16 protein-coding genes are annotated in these 16065 nt (G+C 71.4%); 10 read left to right on the forward strand and 6 right to left on the reverse strand.

The features are described from left to right. Positions 1-118 precede the first annotated feature (118 nt). The 5 genes from WME82_RS10090 (at position 119) to WME82_RS10110 (ending at position 5019) form a co-directional block, all read left to right on the forward strand. Complete coding sequence (locus WME82_RS10090; protein WP_438042637.1) at positions 119-832, forward strand: hypothetical protein; 714 nt, start codon at positions 119-121, stop codon at positions 830-832. After that, on the forward strand, positions 829-1893 hold the full coding sequence (locus WME82_RS10095) for a hypothetical protein (protein WP_438042638.1): 1065 nt from the start codon (positions 829-831) through the stop codon (positions 1891-1893). The genes WME82_RS10090 and WME82_RS10095 overlap by 4 nt, the downstream gene beginning before the upstream one ends. Before the next feature lie 37 nt (positions 1894-1930). Then, entirely contained in the window at positions 1931-2911 is a 981-nt protein-coding gene (locus tag WME82_RS10100; protein WP_438042639.1) for a hypothetical protein, read from the forward strand. Between the two features lie 96 nt (positions 2912-3007). Beyond that, positions 3008-3511, forward strand: a complete 504-nt coding sequence (locus tag WME82_RS10105; RefSeq protein WP_438042640.1) for a hypothetical protein — start codon at positions 3008-3010, stop codon at positions 3509-3511. A gap of 122 nt (positions 3512-3633) precedes the next feature. Beyond that, positions 3634-5019, forward strand: a complete 1386-nt coding sequence (locus WME82_RS10110) for an IS4 family transposase (RefSeq protein WP_438042641.1) — start codon at positions 3634-3636, stop codon at positions 5017-5019. A 204-nt stretch (positions 5020-5223) separates the two neighbouring features. Here WME82_RS10110 and WME82_RS10115 read toward each other — a convergent pair whose 3' ends face one another. Beyond that, positions 5224-5793: a hypothetical protein gene (locus WME82_RS10115; RefSeq protein WP_438042642.1), complete on the reverse strand. Its 570-nt coding sequence runs from the start codon at positions 5791-5793 to the stop codon at positions 5224-5226. 318 nt (positions 5794-6111) lie between these two features. Here WME82_RS10115 and WME82_RS10120 point away from each other — a divergent pair, with 318 nt between their 5' ends. Further along, the gene (locus tag WME82_RS10120; RefSeq protein ID WP_437745262.1) at positions 6112-6516 is read left to right on the forward strand and encodes a GFA family protein; all 405 of its coding nucleotides are present in this window, start codon (positions 6112-6114) and stop codon (positions 6514-6516) included. Between the two features lie 90 nt (positions 6517-6606). Here the strand turns inward: WME82_RS10120 and WME82_RS10125 are convergent, their stop codons facing one another. Both WME82_RS10125 and WME82_RS10130 read right to left on the reverse strand, forming a co-directional pair. After that, a complete protein-coding gene (locus tag WME82_RS10125) occupies positions 6607-8238 on the reverse strand; it encodes a hypothetical protein (RefSeq protein WP_438042643.1) in 1632 nt (543 codons plus the stop codon). A gap of 148 nt (positions 8239-8386) precedes the next feature. Beyond that, complete coding sequence (locus tag WME82_RS10130) at positions 8387-9508, reverse strand: multiheme c-type cytochrome (RefSeq protein WP_438042644.1); 1122 nt, start codon at positions 9506-9508, stop codon at positions 8387-8389. A gap of 176 nt (positions 9509-9684) precedes the next feature. On the opposite strand from WME82_RS10130, the gene WME82_RS10135 reads away from it, so the two are divergent. Next, complete coding sequence (locus WME82_RS10135) at positions 9685-10350, forward strand: hypothetical protein (protein WP_438042645.1); 666 nt, start codon at positions 9685-9687, stop codon at positions 10348-10350. Between the two features lie 367 nt (positions 10351-10717). Next, complete coding sequence (locus WME82_RS10140; RefSeq protein WP_438042646.1) at positions 10718-11239, forward strand: hypothetical protein; 522 nt, start codon at positions 10718-10720, stop codon at positions 11237-11239. A 111-nt stretch (positions 11240-11350) separates the two neighbouring features. On the opposite strand, the gene WME82_RS10145 is transcribed toward WME82_RS10140, so the two are convergent. After that, entirely contained in the window at positions 11351-12331 is a 981-nt protein-coding gene (locus tag WME82_RS10145) for a 2-dehydropantoate 2-reductase (protein WP_438042647.1), read from the reverse strand. Positions 12332-12550: 219 nt separating this feature from the next. Here WME82_RS10145 and WME82_RS10150 point away from each other — a divergent pair, with 219 nt between their 5' ends. Continuing rightward, a complete protein-coding gene (locus WME82_RS10150) occupies positions 12551-13741 on the forward strand; it encodes an SMP-30/gluconolactonase/LRE family protein (RefSeq protein ID WP_438042648.1) in 1191 nt (396 codons plus the stop codon). On the opposite strand, the gene WME82_RS10155 is transcribed toward WME82_RS10150, so the two are convergent. After that, positions 13735-13947 carry a hypothetical protein gene (locus WME82_RS10155; RefSeq protein WP_438042649.1) on the reverse strand — a complete coding sequence of 71 codons (213 nt, stop codon included), beginning with the start codon at positions 13945-13947 and terminating at the stop codon, positions 13735-13737. The two genes, WME82_RS10150 and WME82_RS10155, sit on opposite strands and share 7 nt — an antisense overlap. Between WME82_RS10155 and WME82_RS10160 the strand changes: the two genes are divergently transcribed. Then, positions 13946-15397 carry a hypothetical protein gene (locus tag WME82_RS10160; RefSeq protein ID WP_438042650.1) on the forward strand — a complete coding sequence of 484 codons (1452 nt, stop codon included), beginning with the start codon at positions 13946-13948 and terminating at the stop codon, positions 15395-15397. The genes WME82_RS10155 and WME82_RS10160 overlap by 2 nt on opposite strands. Before the next feature lie 25 nt (positions 15398-15422). Here WME82_RS10160 and WME82_RS10165 read toward each other — a convergent pair whose 3' ends face one another. Next, complete coding sequence (locus WME82_RS10165; RefSeq protein ID WP_438042651.1) at positions 15423-15848, reverse strand: putative metal-binding motif-containing protein; 426 nt, start codon at positions 15846-15848, stop codon at positions 15423-15425. Positions 15849-16065 lie beyond the last annotated feature (217 nt).

Genomic DNA, 16065 nt, shown 5'->3' on the forward strand with positions numbered 1-16065 from the left:
GCATGGCGAGCGCTCCCGAGGCCGCTCGCCAGGGCGCGTTGCGCCGCCCCGCTGCGCCGGTGTCGGCTGCTTTACGCGTTGACCGTGTCCGGCGTCCTGGCGTAGTTCTTCTCATTCGATGCAGATCACCCTCCCGAGGGCCCGGCTCCAGGTCGCGCTGCTCGCCGTGATGGCGGTGATTGCGGGCGCCGGGCTCGCCGTCGAGGTGCTCAAGCCGCTCCTCCACCTGAGGAGCCAGAGCGGCGTCGTCCCGTTGTTCTCGCTGAGCTACGAACAGAATGTGCCCACGTGGTACACCTCGTCGCTGCTGTTCGTGTGCTCACTCACGCTCGCTGTCATTGCCGTCGGCGCCCGCCGCACGGGTAAGTTCGTGAAGCACTGGTGGGGGCTCTCCGCGGCGTTCCTCTACATCTCGCTCGACGAGGTGGTCGAGATCCATGAAGCGGCGAGCTCCTGGCTCGATCTGGGCGGGGTCCTGTACTTCAGCTGGGTGATCCCGGCGGCCGCCGCGGTGGCGATGTTCGCGGTCGCATACCTCCAGTTCCTCTCGCACCTCCCGCGAGATACGCGGAATCGATTCCTCCTCTCGGGCGGGATCTATGTCACCGGCGCCCTCGTCCTGGAGCTGCCGCTCGGGTACTGGACCGAGCGGGCCGGGAGCGACAACCTGATCTACGCGCTCATCGACTTCGTGGAGGAGTCGATGGAGATGCTCGGCGTGAATCTCTTCCTGCTGTCGCTCGTCGATCACCTCGCCGTGCAGGGATGGACGATCGGCTTCTCGCCAGCAGCACCGGAGCCGCGGCCCGCGGCGGCCCCACGTCCCGCATGAGCGCACGGGCCGAGCCCGCGTCCGCTGCGCTGCTCGGTGTGGGCCGGGCCGCGTACATCGTCGGCCCCTGGTACGACTGGGCCTTCTTCCTGCTCCCGCCGCTCGTCGCGCTGGCCGCGGGCGCCCTGATCGCGGGGACGCCGTTCGCCGACGCGACGTTCAGGCTTCATGGGGAGAAGGTCACGTGGGCGGGGCTCTTCATCGGCACGCTCATCCACGGCCACCTCGCCGCGGTGCTCCTCCGGAGCCACGGCAACGCGGACATCTTCCGGCGGCACCGGCTCCGCTTCCTCGTGGCGCCGGTCGCCCTGTTCGCCGCGATGATGCTGTCCATGTGGGCCGTCGCCTGCGTGTCGGTCCTCGTGGTGTTCTGGGACGTCTACCACTCGGCGCTCCAGACGTTCGGCCTCGGGCGCATCTACGACGCGCGCGCGGGGAACGCGCCGGCGCTCGGCCGCCGGCTGGATCTCTGGCTCAACCTCGTCCTCTATGCCGGCCCCGTCCTGGGCGGCGCGACGATGCTCCTCCACTTCCAGAGCTTCGACGCCTTCGATGGCGTGGGCCCCGCCTTCTTCACCGCCGTCCCTGCGCTGATGACGTCGAGCCACCGCGTCCTCAGCTGGGCCGTCATCGCCGCGGGCACGTCGTACCTGATCTATTACGCGCTCGCTTACCGCGCGATATGCCGGCGGGGCTATCGGGTGTCGTTCCCCAAGGTGTGGCTGCTCGTCAGCACGGGTCTCTGCTCGATCTACACGTGGGGTTTCAACCCCTGGGGACAGGCCTTCTTCATCATGAACCTGTTCCACGCCGTGCAGTACCTGGCGCTCGTCTGGTGGTCGGAGGGCGGCCGCCTCCGCCGCCGGCTGCGCCTCGACGCGCTCCGGGCCGGAACGCCGATCGCGGTGGCGGTCTTCCTCGGGGGTGTCCTTGTGTACGGGGTCTGGGCCGAGCTCGCGCCGGCGGACGACCGCGCGCTGTGGTCGATCACGCAGACCGTCGCGCTGATGCACTTCTGGTACGACGGCTTCATCTGGTCCGTGACGCGCAAGCAGGTATGAGGCGATCGCGCCTTCAAGGTGTTGCAAAGAGGGGTGTATGCGAATCCAACGTTGTCTCCGGTCCATGGTCGTCGCGCTCGGGGTCGCCTCCGCGGCGCTCGTCTCGTCCGCTTGCAGCAAGTCGCCGCAGATCACGGCGGAGAGCATGGAGGACAACTGGGCGCTGACGGAGCAGCACGAGCCCGGGTCCGTCGTCATGACGGTGGCCCAGGACGGGCAGGTGACGGCGCTCGTGAAGGATCGCGACGGCAAGCCCATCGCGGCGGATGTGTCGGGCAGCGTCGCGGTCAAGGTGCCTGGCAAGGGCGGAGCCCCCATGAGCGCGGCGCTCGTGCCGGAGCCCAAGTCGGGGGGCGTGCTGCTGGCCAAGCTCCCGCCGCTCGAGGACGACCTGACCGAGGTCAGCTACGAGCTCAAGGTGAAGGGCGAGCCGTTCAAGGGGGTGCTGCACGTGCCGCGCGGCGGGACCCGGGAGCTCCAGGAGAGCGCCAGGGAGCACCAGACCACCCAGCTCGACGGGACCAAGGGGCCGAACGGGGGCGTGCTCCAGCCGGTCGGAGACGACATCGTGGAGATCGTCGCCGACAAGGAGAGCGGCGATCTGCGCGTGTACGTGCTGGATCTCAACCTCAAGCCGGTGCCGATCGGCGAGCGCGAGATCAAGCTCGCGATCCAGACGGCGTCGGGGCCGGACGTCATCGTGCTCGCGCCTGGGCCCGATCGGCTCTACTTCACCGGCAAGCTCGACGTGAAGGTCAATCCGACCAAGATCACGGTGGTGCTCAAGGAAGGCGGGCACACGCACGTGGTCCTCTGCGGTTACCGTCCAGGCGCGGTGATCGTGGTCGGCCCGAGCGCGCCCGTGATCGGCATCCTGGTGGCGACCACGTGGGCCGTGAAGGTCGACGTCAAGCCGACCGTGGTGGTGCACGACGACGATGACGACCGGGTCCTCGTCATCCACAAGCACAAGCACAAGCACAAGGGCAAGGGGAAGGGCAGGTGGCACTGGAAATGACGGGGGAGGAGGGCGCCGCGCTCGGACGGGGCGCGCCGACGCGGTAAGGTGGCGGCGCGGCGCGCCCGCGCCTCACCCGACGGAAAGCCCTCTCCCATGACCGAAGCGCCCGAGCTCCCCGACCTCTCCCCCGACGACTGCCACCCACGGGCCGCCGCTGCCCTCGCCGACCCGTTCTTCTGGTCGCTCACCGACGAGACCGCTCCGTTCGGCAACGAGACCGCGCACGAGACCCTCACCGCCTTCCGCGACTTCCGCGACGAGCACCCGAAGAAGAGCCCGATCGAGCTCCTCGACGCGCTCCTCGAGCGCTGGGAGGTCGGCAATGCCGGCTGGGACGCCGTGGGCGCGGCCGAGGTCGAGGCGCTCGGCGAAGAGGACGAGTACGGCCTGCTCACCCGCGACGAGGCGATCCTCGCCCTGGCCTTCAGCCAGATCGTCGTCGAGGGCAGGCTCGATCCGGAGGTCCGCCGCCGCGCGCTGCTGGCGCTGGCCCGGCAGGCGCTCCCCGCGCTCCTGAGCGCCTACGAGGGGCGCGCCCTGGAGAGGGCGCTGCGGATAGACCGGATGAGAGGCGTCCTCTCCGCTCGCTGGGATTAGAGCGACGGTCACCCGCTTCGGAGACGGGCCCACCTCGACGTTTTCGGTGCTCAGCGCACCGGAGTCTCAGGATCCTACACATCTCGCTTGATGTGTGCAGGGCGACATGATCCAAGCTGCGGATGGGTTCACCTGAAGCAGAGCACGCGGCGGCACTCGCCGAGGAGATGAGCGACGCCCACTTCGGCGACGCTCGGCTTTCCAAGCGCCAGACCAAGCTGGTGCAGAAGCTGGCGCAGGCGCCGGACAAGAGCTTCCCCGCGCTGCTGTCCGATAGCGAGCTGGAGGCTGCGTACCGCTTCTTCGGCAACGATGCCGTCACGCCCGCGGCGATCCTGGCTCCCCATGTGCGCGCTACCCTCGCGCGCATGGAGGCCGAGCCGGTCGTGCTCGCCATCCACGACACCACGACCCTCTCCTTCCGCTCCGACGGCCAGCGGCAGGGACTCGGTCGGCTGCGCTCCTCTGGGCAGACGTTCTTCGCCCACTTCACCCTGGCGGTCAGCGGCGATGGAACGCGTCGCCCGCTCGGCGTGCTCGAGCTGAGCACGCACGTGCGCGACGACCACACGACGGGCAACGAGCACGACCGCTGGGGAGAGCAGGTGGAGCGGGTCGCGGCCCTGGGCAGTGCTCCGCACGCCCTGGTGCACGTCATGGATCGCGAAGGCGACGACTATGGCCTGTTCGCGCAGCTGCTGAGCGCAGGGCATCGGTTCGTGATCCGGCTCGCGCACAACCGTCTGGTGGAGGCTGCCGCCCCCGGAGAAGAGGCCAAGCTTGAGCAGGCCCTCGCGCTCGTTCAAGCGGTGGCCGTGCGCGAGGTGGAGCTGTCCCCGCGGCCGGCGGGCAACCGCAGCCCTCAACAGAAACGGCTGCATCCCTCCCGCGCCGGACGCCTGGCGAAGCTCGCCCTTGGAAGCACGCGCGTGACGCTGCGACGACCGAGATCGCAGCCGCGTGAGCTGCCTGCGACGCTCTCGCTTCAGGTCGTACGTGTCTGGGAGCTCGAGCCGTCGCCAGGCGAGGCGCCGGTCGAGTGGGTACTGCTCACGAGCGAGCCAGTCGAGTCCAACGAGCAGCTGACGCAGCTGGTCGACTGGTACCGCGCGCGCTGGATGGTGGAGGAGTTCTTCAAGGCCCTCAAGACCGGATGCGCCTACGAGAAGCGCCAGATCGAGGACCTGCATGGCTTGCGCAACGTCCTGGCGCTCTTCGCGCCCATCGCCTGGCAGCTCCTGCTGCTGCGCAGCGAGGCCCGGCGCGCTCCGGAACAGCCCGCGAGCGCCGTGCTCACGCCCACCCAGCTCGACGTGCTGCGGGTCTTCGCCCGCAAGCCGCTCCCCGAGAACGCCACGGCCCGCGATGCCTTCCTGGCGATCGCCGCGCTCGGCGGACACCTGCGGCGAAATGGCGAACCCGGCTGGCAGACCCTGGGACGTGGCTACGAGCAGCTTCTCACCCTCGTCCAGGGCTGGAGCGCCGCGAAGGAGACGGGGAAAATGTGATCAATCCTGAGACCGGAGTGCGCTTGCGCGCCGAAAACGCCGATCTGGGCCCGTCTCCTGTGCGGGAGACCGCCGCTCTGCTGCCGCTCTGCTCTGGATGGTGCAGAGGGGGGCGGAAACCGCTGTAGAGCGGGGCGCATCTTCGTGCGCTACGGGCTCATCCGCGTCGTCAGGCTCGCTGCGGCGCCCCTCCGGCGCCGGCGGCTACGGGAGCGCCCAGTCCTGCGCGTCCTGTCGGCACCCAGGCCCGCAGTCTTCGCCGTTCGGGTACCATGTCCGGTACGCGGGGGTGAAGCTCCGCTCTCCGAGGAGGGCGCCGTCCCGGCGCACGACGACGTCGACGCGCGCCGGCGTGCCACGAATCGCGAGCTGCTGCGTGAACTGCCCGGGGGCCGGGACGCAGCTCTGGGAGACGGCGCCGCCGTGCCTCGTCTCCGTGCAGATTGTCACCGCATTGACCGAGACACTGACGGTCGGGCTGCACTGGACGAGCACGCCGCTGCCGCCGACGTTCGTCGTGTTCGTCCAGCTGTAGGCGCACGACACCGCGTTGCCGTCCACCGCGAGCTCCAGCGTGTACTCTCCCGCTGCCCAGCTCTTGTTCGCCGTCGCGGCGGTGATGGTGAAGGTGTCGCTACAGGCCATCTCGGTGCATTGCTTCGGGTTCATGATGCAGCCGGCCATGGCGGCGGTCACGGCGAACCCGGCGGCGAGCGCGGCGGCCTTGCGGGCGCAAGGGCCGAGCGGGACGAGGGAAAAAAGAGATAAGGTCATGGAGCCATCCTCTCTCCGGCGGGACCGCCGTGGATGGAGGCGCTGGCGAAGCAACGGGTAGACCACCTGCGCGGGCGCAAGAAGCCGGCGCTCCTGACGCCTTGTGCCAGGCGCCCGCCGAGCGGCATGACAGGTGTGTCACGGCGACGAACCCGCGGCTCGGCTGATGGACGCCCCGGCGCCGCCGGCGCAGCGCGCCTCCAGACCGCGCGGCGGCGCTTCGAAGGGGGCTCCCGCCGGTGCGGATTCGGGTACCGTCAGGCCTTCAGGTGGTCGCGCGTTCGAACGCGAACGCCCATCCTGCCAGGAGGTTTGCACATGAAGAAGACCTATACAGGGAGCTGCCACTGCGGCGCGGTCCGCTTCGAGGCCGACATCGACCTGAGCGCTGGAACCAACAAGTGCAACTGCTCTATCTGCACCAAGACGAGAAACTGGAACGTGATCCTCAAGCCGGACGCGTTCCGGTTGCTCGCGGGTGAGGACGCGCTGAGCGACTACCAGTTCGGCATGAAATTCGGGCACCACCTGTTCTGTCGACACTGCGGCGTGCGCTCGTTCGGGCGCGGGTATGTCGAGGCGATCGGCGGCGACTATGTGGCGGTCCAGCTCGCCTCGCTGGACGGCGTGGATCTCGAGGAGCTCATCGCCGCGCCGATCCGGTACGCCGACGGACGCAACAACAACTGGGGCGCGCCGCCGGGAGAGACCCGCCACCTGTGAACGACGCCGCCGCTGGCTGCGGCGGACGGGGGCCCATCGACGGAGGCGCCGCCGCACGCCGGCGCCCCCGCCGCGCCGTCTTCACCCGTCTTACTTCGCGACCTCTCCCGTCTTCAGATCCAGCTTCAGCTCCCGCACCACCTCCGGCTTGGCGCACACGATCTGCGGCGTCGAGCCCTGCACATCGGTCTTGATCCGCTCCTCCAATTTCTTGGCGAGATCCCAGGTCGGCACGAACGCGGCGAAGAAGCGCTGCCCCATGTCGCGCGTCACCACGAAGCGCGCCGGCGAGAACTCCGTGCGCCCCTTGAGCGCCTTGCGCGTCAGCGGGAAGTCGTAGTCGTCCGGCGCCGTCTTGCTGAACGTGTAGAGCACCACGAGGTTCTGCGGGCATTTCGGCCCGCCGGGCCTGGGCAAGGTCCGGTTCTCCTTGGGCTTCGGCGGCGGCCCCTTCTGGAGCTGGATGGTCCCAGGCGCCGCGCCCGCGGCCTCGCTGGCGCCGCCGTGCTTCAGGATCGCCCCGCCGGCCGCGACCCACACCGCCCCGTCCCTCCCCACGGCCACGTCGCGGGCCTTCACCCCGTCAGGCAGCGGCGCCTGCTCCCAGGCATCGCCCTTGCGCGCGAACAGCGCGCCGTCCGTGAGCGCCCACAGCGTCCCGTCCGGCGCCGCCGACGCGGTGAGCACGCGCGCGCCCTTCGCCGGCGGGTCGATCTTCTTCGCCTCCCCGCCCTGGTAGCGGAGCACGCCCCCGTCCACGATCCACGCCTCGCCGTCGCCGGGGCCCGGCAGGATCAGCGTGCGCACATCGTCGGCGCTCTGTTCGTCGGAGGGCGCCGGGATGGGCAGGATGGTCGAGCGTCTCTCGCCCGGCTTCCAGACCTCCAGGGCGCTCTCCCCTTTGCAGTCGAGCCCGTAGCTCAGCGCGGTCCCATCGCGCGTCGCCCCGAATGCCTCCGGGCGGACCTCGGTCTCCGAGTAACGCGATGCCCCTTCGAAGTCGAACCCGCGGCACTCCCCCTTCTTGGGCGCCGGCGTGATCGTCAGCCCCACCCTGGGCCCGCGCAGCGTGACGAACCTCGAGGGCCCGATCATCGTCGGCCCCACCAGCCCCACGAGCGAGCTGCCCATGCTCGCCACCCCGGTGAACCACTGCCCCGCGTCGCTCACGCGCTGCACCCAGCCCTTCGCCCCCAGCGCGTAGTGCTCGGCGACGCCGGTGCGGCCCGTCGTGCCCGTCGCGATCAGGTCGAGCTGGTCGGGATAGCGCCCGTGGACGCCGATCACGGACACCCACCACCCCGGCAGGTGCAGCCGCTTCGGGAACTCGATCTTCCCCTCCTTCAGCACGCCGACGGCGGCGGCCACGGCCGTCTGCTCCCCCTCGAGCATCGTCAGGTTGGAGGTCGACACGAGCAGCGCCCCCTCCACCGGGTGCAGCCGCAGCTCGACCTCCTCCGGGATCTGCGCCACCGGCGCGAACGCCGACTTCGGCGGCGGCGCCGGCTTCGCCGCCTCGTCCGCCTTCACAACGCCCGCCGCGCCCGGCGCGCCCGCGGTGCTCGATGCGCCCGGCGCGCCCGCCGCGCCTGCCGTGCCCGGCCCCTGCGCCGCGGCCTCCGCGCGCGGCCCGTCCGCGGCCTGCGGCGCAGGCGCCGGTACGCACCCTGCCATCGCCATCACGAGCCCGCCCAGCCCCCTCCACGCCCTTCGCCCGATCATCGCTCGTCCTCCTCCAGGCACGGCCGCGCCGGACTGCCGCGCCGCGCTCCCATGTTCTCATCCTGGACCCGCCGGCTGCCCGGCCGCTCACCACCCCGGACCGCTCGCCACGCCGGCCTGCTCCCCCTCGCGCCGATCCCTCGTCCGCTCATGGCGCGAGCCTCCCCGACGCGACCCGGATCTCGCCCTCGATCTCCGCGTCGCGCAGGTCCACCCCGTTCGGGTGCGCCACCCGCTGGTAGGCCACCTGCCATGCGATCGTCTGCCCCTCGCCGGCGGCCCCGACGTCGAGCTCCACCGTCACGGGCTCCGCGTGCACCCGGTCGTCGGCCACGAGCTTCCGCCCGATCGCCCCGGGCCGCAGCGCGAAGTGCCGCGTCAGGTAGCGCTCCGCTTGCCCCAGCACCAGCTCGTCGGGCCCGAGCGCCTCGGCCGACACCTCGAGCCTCCGGAACAGATCCCCCGTCGGGAACGCGTGCCCCGCGTTCGCGGGCGCGAGCGTCACCGCCACGCGCGTCGCCGAGAGCCGCCGCGCCGTCACCGCCACGGCGCTCCGCACGAGCGCCTCGTCCCGCGATCCCGCGAACCCGTGGCCGCGCCGCCCCCCAGGCCCGCGGGGCATGTGGCACGCCGCGCAGGGCTGGTCCGCGGCCGGAGACGCGCGGTGCTCGATGACGGTCGACTGCATCAGCTCCGCGGCCGAGCGCCCTCGCGCCGTGGGGAACGCGAACTCGTGGCAGGCCGCGCACGCGTCCACGCCCCCGAACCGCGCGTCCCGGATCACCGCGTGCGGCGCCGCCGGCGGCGCCCCGCTCCCCGCCCACGGCGCCGCGAGCACCGGCGCCACCGCCTGCCCCGCGAGCTCGCCCTCGCCGTCGGTCGTCACGTGGCACGTCACGCACCCCACCCCGAGCGCCCCGAGCGCCTCCGGCTCTGGCTCCTCCGGCCTCGCCTCGGGCGCGTGGCACGCCCGGCAGAACGGCATCGGCTCGATCGCGAACGCCCGCCGGTAGGCCGGCTCGGTGTTCGCCCGGTGGTGGAGCGACGCGCGCCACTCCCGCGCCGCCTCCTCGTGGCACCCCTCGCAGGCCTGGTTCGCGATCGCCGCCGCCCCGAGCCGCGCCCGCGCCGGCCTCGGCATGGGCACCCGCGCCGCCTCCGCGGCCCCAGGCAGGGCGCTGCCGGCCGGCGCCTCGACGTCACCCGTGGGCCGCGCGGGCGCGTCCGGCGCGGCAGCGCACGCGCCCGCGAGGGCGCCCGCGATCAGCAAGCCGAGGCCAGGTACACAGCGCCGCACAGCGATGATTGCGGCTACAACACCCCCGACGCTGCGTCACCTCCGAGGCATCCGCGCGACGCCGGCCGCTCCGCCCCCGTTTCGCGCCGTTCCGCCGCCGCAGGCGGCGTGGCGCCGTAAGATCCAGCGGGCTCCCGTGTTTCCTGCCCATGCACGCGCCTGCTCTGCTCCTGTGCCCCCTGATGCTCCTCGCCACGGCCTGCGCCACCAGGGGGCCCGACCCGGCGGATCCCCCTCACCCGGGCGCTGACAACCCCTGCGCGCCGGGGGGAACGCCGCGGCCTCCCCGCGAGCACGTCGTGGCCACCACGGTCACGCCGGACGGCCAGATCGTCGACTGGATCCCCATCGAGTCCCAGACGCCCGACGGCAAGATCGCCACGCCTCCCGCGGGGCCAGCGGGCCCGGAGGGAGCCAATCCCCCGCCGCCGGCGAGCCCGGGCGGCGCTGCGCCGGCGCGGTCTCCGGCAGCGCCTACCGTTCAGCTCGGGCCGAGAGGCCCGGCCGGCACGGTGCCGGTGCTGCGCCCCCGGCGGCCGCAGTGCGACTGCCTGCCCGGGTATGTCCAGCAAGCCGACGGCTCGTGCGCAGCGCTCGCGTCGCGCTGCTCGGGCGAGGGAGGGATGGCGTCGAGCAAGTCGTTCACGACCTGCTGCCCGGGTCTCACGCCCATCGAGAGCATGGCGCGCGTCGACGGCGCGTGCGTGACCACGGCGCCCGACGCGCACCTCTGCGCGAAATGCGGCGACGGCGCCTGCGGCGCGGGTGAGAACGACTGCAATTGCCCGGGCGACTGCGGTGGAGCCCGGCCCTGAGCGGCCCGACCCAGGTTGTTGTGATCGCGATACACTCTGTGCTGTTCGAGCGACACCGCGACCAGGCTGTCACGGGCCGCGCGAGCGCCAGCGCACGCCCGCAGGCGAGCCAGAGCGGCCGGCGGCCGAGGGAGCGATGGAGGACTCGTGATCTCGCGTCGGACAGGCCAGCGCGGCGGCGCTCGGCGGCGGGCCGCATGAATACGACGCACCTGGTACACGGGATGCTCCAGGGCGCGACATGCGCTCACTTCGATCGAACTCGCCTCGATTGTTCGCGACAGCCCTCTTTCTTTGCGCCGGGGCGGCCCGCGCGCAGGAGGGCAGCGCCCCTGACGTCGCTCCTGCGCGCAGGTCCGCGCCGAGCATGGATTTCAACGTGCAGGTCGGCGCCGGCGTCTACTCGAGCTCGAAGAGCGATGGGCTGCACCTCAATCTCGCGCTCACGTACCGCATCAGCGTCATCGAGGTAGGTGGCTTCGCCGAGACAGGGGGTGAGCTCTTCGGGGAGAGTTTCTCCGGCGTCGGCGCGACGGCGGGCGTCGCGTGGCGATCGCCGGTTGGACTTCGACTCTCGCTCGCGGGCTCCTTGGGGAAACATACCTACCAAGGGGTGGGATCTCTCGGCTGGGACGGCGGCCCCGGCGTCGATGGCGACACGACCTTCGTCGGGGCTCGCGCCGGGGCGAGCTGGATCTTCGGTCCAGGCCCCGTGCACTTCGAGCTCGGCCTCGCCGTCGCCGTCGAGCACGACGTGACGAAGCAGCAAGTCCCCTACTCATCCATTCATGACCCCGAAACCATGGGCGAGCCTCGGCTCATCTCCATCGGAACCACACTCGTGCCCGTGTCGCTGGTGCGGCTTGGCATCACTTGCGACCCGCTCTGACGCGCCCGTGACCCGAGCCGCCGGTAGGTTCTCGCGGGCGCCGCGCGGCGAGCGCCGCCGCCGCCCGGGCGGCGCCGCGTTGGCGTCGACGACGCAGGGGCCAAGGGAGGATCATCCGGCATACAAGCCGCGCGTGCGGCCGCACAGGCGCACGAGGCCGAGCAAGCCGTCGATGGTCGGCGTCGGCACGCCGGTCAGCTTGCCTATCTCGTGGACCACGGTCACCAGCGCGTCGATCTCCAGCGACTTGCCCGCTTCCGCGTCCTGCAGCATCGATGTCTTGAACGCGCCGAGCCTGCGCGTGACCTCCATCCGGTCTTCTCCGCTCTGCGCGATCGGGCAACCGATCCTCTCGCCGATCGCCGCCGCCTCCTGCATCGCCTGGAGACAGAAGCCGCGCACCAGCGGATCGTCGAGTATCCGATCGCACGTCGCACCGGTGAGCACCGACACCGGGTTCATCGTCATGTTGCCCCACAGCTTGTACCAGATGTCCGTCCGGATATCGGCGCTGGCCTCGGCCTCGAAGCCGGCGCGCTGCAGCAGCTCGACCAGCGCGCCCACCCGGTCCGAAGGTCCGCCGGCCGGCTCGCCGAGGAGCAGGCGGTTGCCGAGGCCGGCGCGCACCAGCCCCGGCTCCGGGCTGGAACCCGACAGATGCACGACGCAGCCGACCACCTGGCGGAGCCCGATGGCGCGCGGCACGAGATCGCCCGGGTCGAGCGAGCGGAGCCGAGCGCCGGCATACGGCACGTTCTCGGGCGCGAAGAACCACCACGGCACGCCGTTCATCGCGGGGACGACGATCGTGTCCTGGCGGAGCAGCGGCGCTACGCGCGCGGCGACGTCGGCCAGCGCGGTGGCCTTGACCGCGATGATCACGACGTCCTGCGCGCCGAGCGCGGCCGGATCCTCTGCAGCGCGGATCGGCACGCGGGTGATCTCTCCATCGACCTGCAGCAGCAGGCCGCGCTCCTGCAAGGCGGCGAGGTTCTCTCCGCGCGCGACGGCGCTGACGTCGCAGCCGGCCGTGGCCAGCCGGGCCCCGAGCAAACCGCCGATGGATCCGAAGCCGTAAACAGCAATTTTCATGATGTCCATGCATCCTATCGTCGTGGACCGCCGGTCGCCTCCTCGCCTGCCGCCGCCGTTCACGGCGCACCGCGGCGCGCCGGTCCTTGGCCTGCGCGGAGCGCGCGGTCGAGGCGCTGTGCCGCTCGGTCACCTCGGCCCTTGCGGCGCGAGGCGAGCTGACGATGATGAGCGCGCCCGATCGGCACACCATCCGGGGGCGCTTGGAGGCACTTGCTTATGAAGATCAGGTACTCGCTCGTTGTTTCTTGGATCGTGCTCGTCGCGGCGAACGGCTGTGGCGGCGGCGACGACCCGCTCCAGTCGGAGGGCGGGGGCGGAGCCTCCAGCGGCGCTGGAGCTGGCGGGTCGAGCGGCTCCACGGGCAGCGTGGGCGCCACGAGCTCCAGCGGCACCAGCGCGGGCAGCGCGGGCTCGGGCAGCGCTGCGGCGACGAGCGGCAGCGGGGGCGACGCGGCGGGGAGTGGCAGCGGCAGCGGCGGCGCCGGGGCGGGCGGCGCCGGGGCGGGCGGCGGTGATGAGGTGTCGGCCGTCTGCCCAGGCGGCCCGTACGCGGCCGATCCGGTGCCGGCGAACGGCAGGGCGCAGCTGGTGAGAGGGGGGTTCACGTACGTCGAGGGCCCGGTCTGGGTCGCCGAGCTCGGGGCGCTGTTCTTCTCGGAGATCAACATGCAGGCGCAGAACGCGCCGCCCCTCAACGGGCCGAAGGCGAAGATCCAGAAGCTCACGCCTCCGAGCACGATCGAGGTGTTCCTCGAGAACAGCGGGACGAACGGGCTGGGCATCCACAGCGACGGGAACCTCATCGCGTGTACCCACGACACGCGCAGCGTCTCCGTGTTCGATCTCGGCACGAAGGCGCGGCGCGAGGTCGCCGGGTCGTACATGGGCAAGCGGTTCAGCTCCCCGAACGATGTCGTCGTGCGGAGCGACGGCAACGTCTACTTCACCGATCCCGATTTTCAGCTCAGCGGCGGCAGGCCGGAGTTGCCGACAGCAGCTTACCGCGTGTCCCCGTCCGGCGCGGTGAGCCTCATCAGCACGCTGGAGACCCCCAACGGCGTCGCGCTCTCGCCGGACGAGAGCGTGCTGTACGTGACCGAGTTCACCCCCGGCCGGATCCGCCGCTATACGCTGAGCGCCGACGGAGCGCCCGGCGCCTCGTCCAATTTCGCGGCGAACCTGCCGAAGGCCGACGGCATGGGCGTCGACTGCGCGGGCAATGTCTACATCGCGTGGCGCGACGGCGTCGAGGTCCTCGCGCCGAGCGGCGCGAGGCTCGGCGCGATCACGGGGATGGGCGAGGTGTCGAACGTCGCGTTCGGCGGGGCCGATCGAAAGACCCTTTACATCACGTCGGGCGCGTCGCTCTATGCGATGGAGATGAACATCCCCGGATACCCTTACTGAACCTCGCTGGACGCAGGCCGCCGGTGCTCGGCCGCGCCGGCGTTCCAGCAGCGAGCGCCCGGCGGCTTGCCCCTGCGCGCGAGCGCGCTGTCCAGGAACTCCGTGATGGATTCACCGACGCGGAACACCGAGCGGGCGACAGCGCTTGACCGGTCTGGCGGTCCGGCGTAGGTCACGATGATCGAGGGACTCGAGCCGGTGTGCATGGGAGTGGTTGTCGCCGAGACGCTCGCCGCGCAGCACATCGGGCGCGATGCCGGAAGCAGCCTCGACGCCGCGCTCGCCCTGGCGACCACGCTGCACACGCCGGGGCAGCGCGAGCGCTACCGGCGTCTGCTCGACTGCGCGATCGAGCAGGCGGATCGCGCGCTGGCCGCCGCCGATCAGGAGCGCGCCGCCCTCCAGGAACATGAGGTCGCCGCAGGAAGAGAGCGAATCCTCGCGACGACGATGCGCGCCCGTTCGACGCTGGCAAGGGCCCATGCGGCGCGGGCGGCAGACGCGCTCCACGGAGCGGGCCAGCTCTCGTTGAGCGCGCAGCGCGCGCCGACGCGCGACGCTTGCGACGACGGCTGGCGGCGCGTGGAGGCGATCGTGGCCGGCGCAGAGGCCTCGGCCCGCGCGGCCGCCATCAGCGCCTCGGAGCTCGAGGGCGGGTCTCCGCGGTCAAAGGTCGCCCGCGCGGCGCGCGCGGCGGCTCACGAGGCCGAGGTCGCCGCCCGCGCGGCGCGCAGGATCATCGAGGAGCGAAACCACGCGTATACATTCCACACGGACGGCGGCTTCTCGTTCGGCGAGGGGTGGTACGTCGCCGCGGCCGCCGTCCTCGCGGGCGCGGCGATCCAGGTCGAGCCAGGCAAAGCGGGAACGGCGCAAGCCGAGGCGTTTCTCCGCGATGCAGGCCTGAGCGATCACCTTCAGGCGTACCGCTCGCGCCCGCGCGCGGTGAAGCAGACCACGGAGATCGTCGCGCGCGCCTTCAAGGCCGATCCGTCCTCCGCCCAAGGGAGACTTCGCGCGGCGTTTCTGGCGGACGCGCCGATTCCGGGATCGGTGATCGCCTGGGTCGATCGCAGGCTCGCGGAAGCGCGCGCGGGAGCGTCATGCCGGAAGAAGGTGCTGCTCTGGATCCGCGAGGGGATCCACCACCCGCACCGCAACACGACGCTCGCCGAGCTGCTCGAGCTGACGGACCTCGTTCAACGCACGGGGCTCGTGCCTGTGCTGACCGGCGACGCCCTTCGAGACGCACAGGTCCCCGACGGCGCGGTCGACATGACGCTCTTCTGGAAGGACCCGACTTTCCGGCAGCTCGACATGCGCCGGGCACAGCTGCAGTTCTTCGAGCACCTGAAGCGAACGCACGGCCTCGTCGGCCAGCTCGGCGTCACGACCGCAGGCATGGACGGGCCCGCGCTCATGGGGCTTCCCACGATGTACCTCACCGAGGCGTCGAACGTGCGTATGCGGGAGTGGGTCGGCGCGGTGCCGGGATACCAGGAGATCGTGCGCGAGGGGGGATATCTCGAGCGCGTCCGCCGTGTGTTGTCCGAATGGGCGGCAGCTCCGTTTTCGGGAAGTTCACAGGGAGGCGGGGAGTCGGGGAGTGAAATCCCATCAATCTCCCCGTCTCCCCGTTCAATTTTTTTTCGTTAAAATGCCAGCAAAGTGAGGGGATTTGTCAGGAGGCGCCGCCAGCGCCCCCTCCGCCGCCGGTGCCACCCGCGCCGCCGGTGCCGAGCGGGGTGTCGTCGCCGCTGCAGTCCTGATCGATGCTGTCACCTGCCACGTCCGTCGCGCCGGGGTGGATGTCCGGATTGCCGTCGTCGCAGTCCTCTTCGGGCCCGTAGCCCTCGCATGTCGCCTGGTAGCCGTCGCCGTCGCCGTCGGTCGCGGGCTCGTCACACGGGGGCATGCCGTAGCAGGCCATCAGCGTGACAGCCATCATGCCGCCCGACGCCGCCGCGAGCAGCCGGCCCGCGATCCCGTGGCGCGCCTGCGCGCAGGTGACGCGCTCGGCCGTGGGCGTCGCGCCGCAATGCGGGCAGGCGGAAGCGCCGGGAGGCAGGAAACCATCGCAGCAAGGACAAGCGCCGAGGGTGAGCATGAGGATCTCCGCCTTTGGGCCATGGGGCCGAGCCCTGGCGCGCCTCGGAAGGCCGAGCCAGGGAGGTCAAACCGTCCCATCCTATGGCAAGGCGCCTCGGCGACGCGCAAGGAAAATGAAGGGGAATGGCGCAGCGGCCCGGCGTGCGCGTGCGCAGGTCACCCCCCTTTAACGATCCCCCCCGCGCGTCGAAAGGGCGCCCGAGAGCAGGAGCCGG

Source organism: Sorangium sp. So ce128, from assembly GCF_051525245.1.
GTDB lineage: Bacteria > Myxococcota_A > Polyangia > Polyangiales > Polyangiaceae > Sorangium > Sorangium cellulosum_B.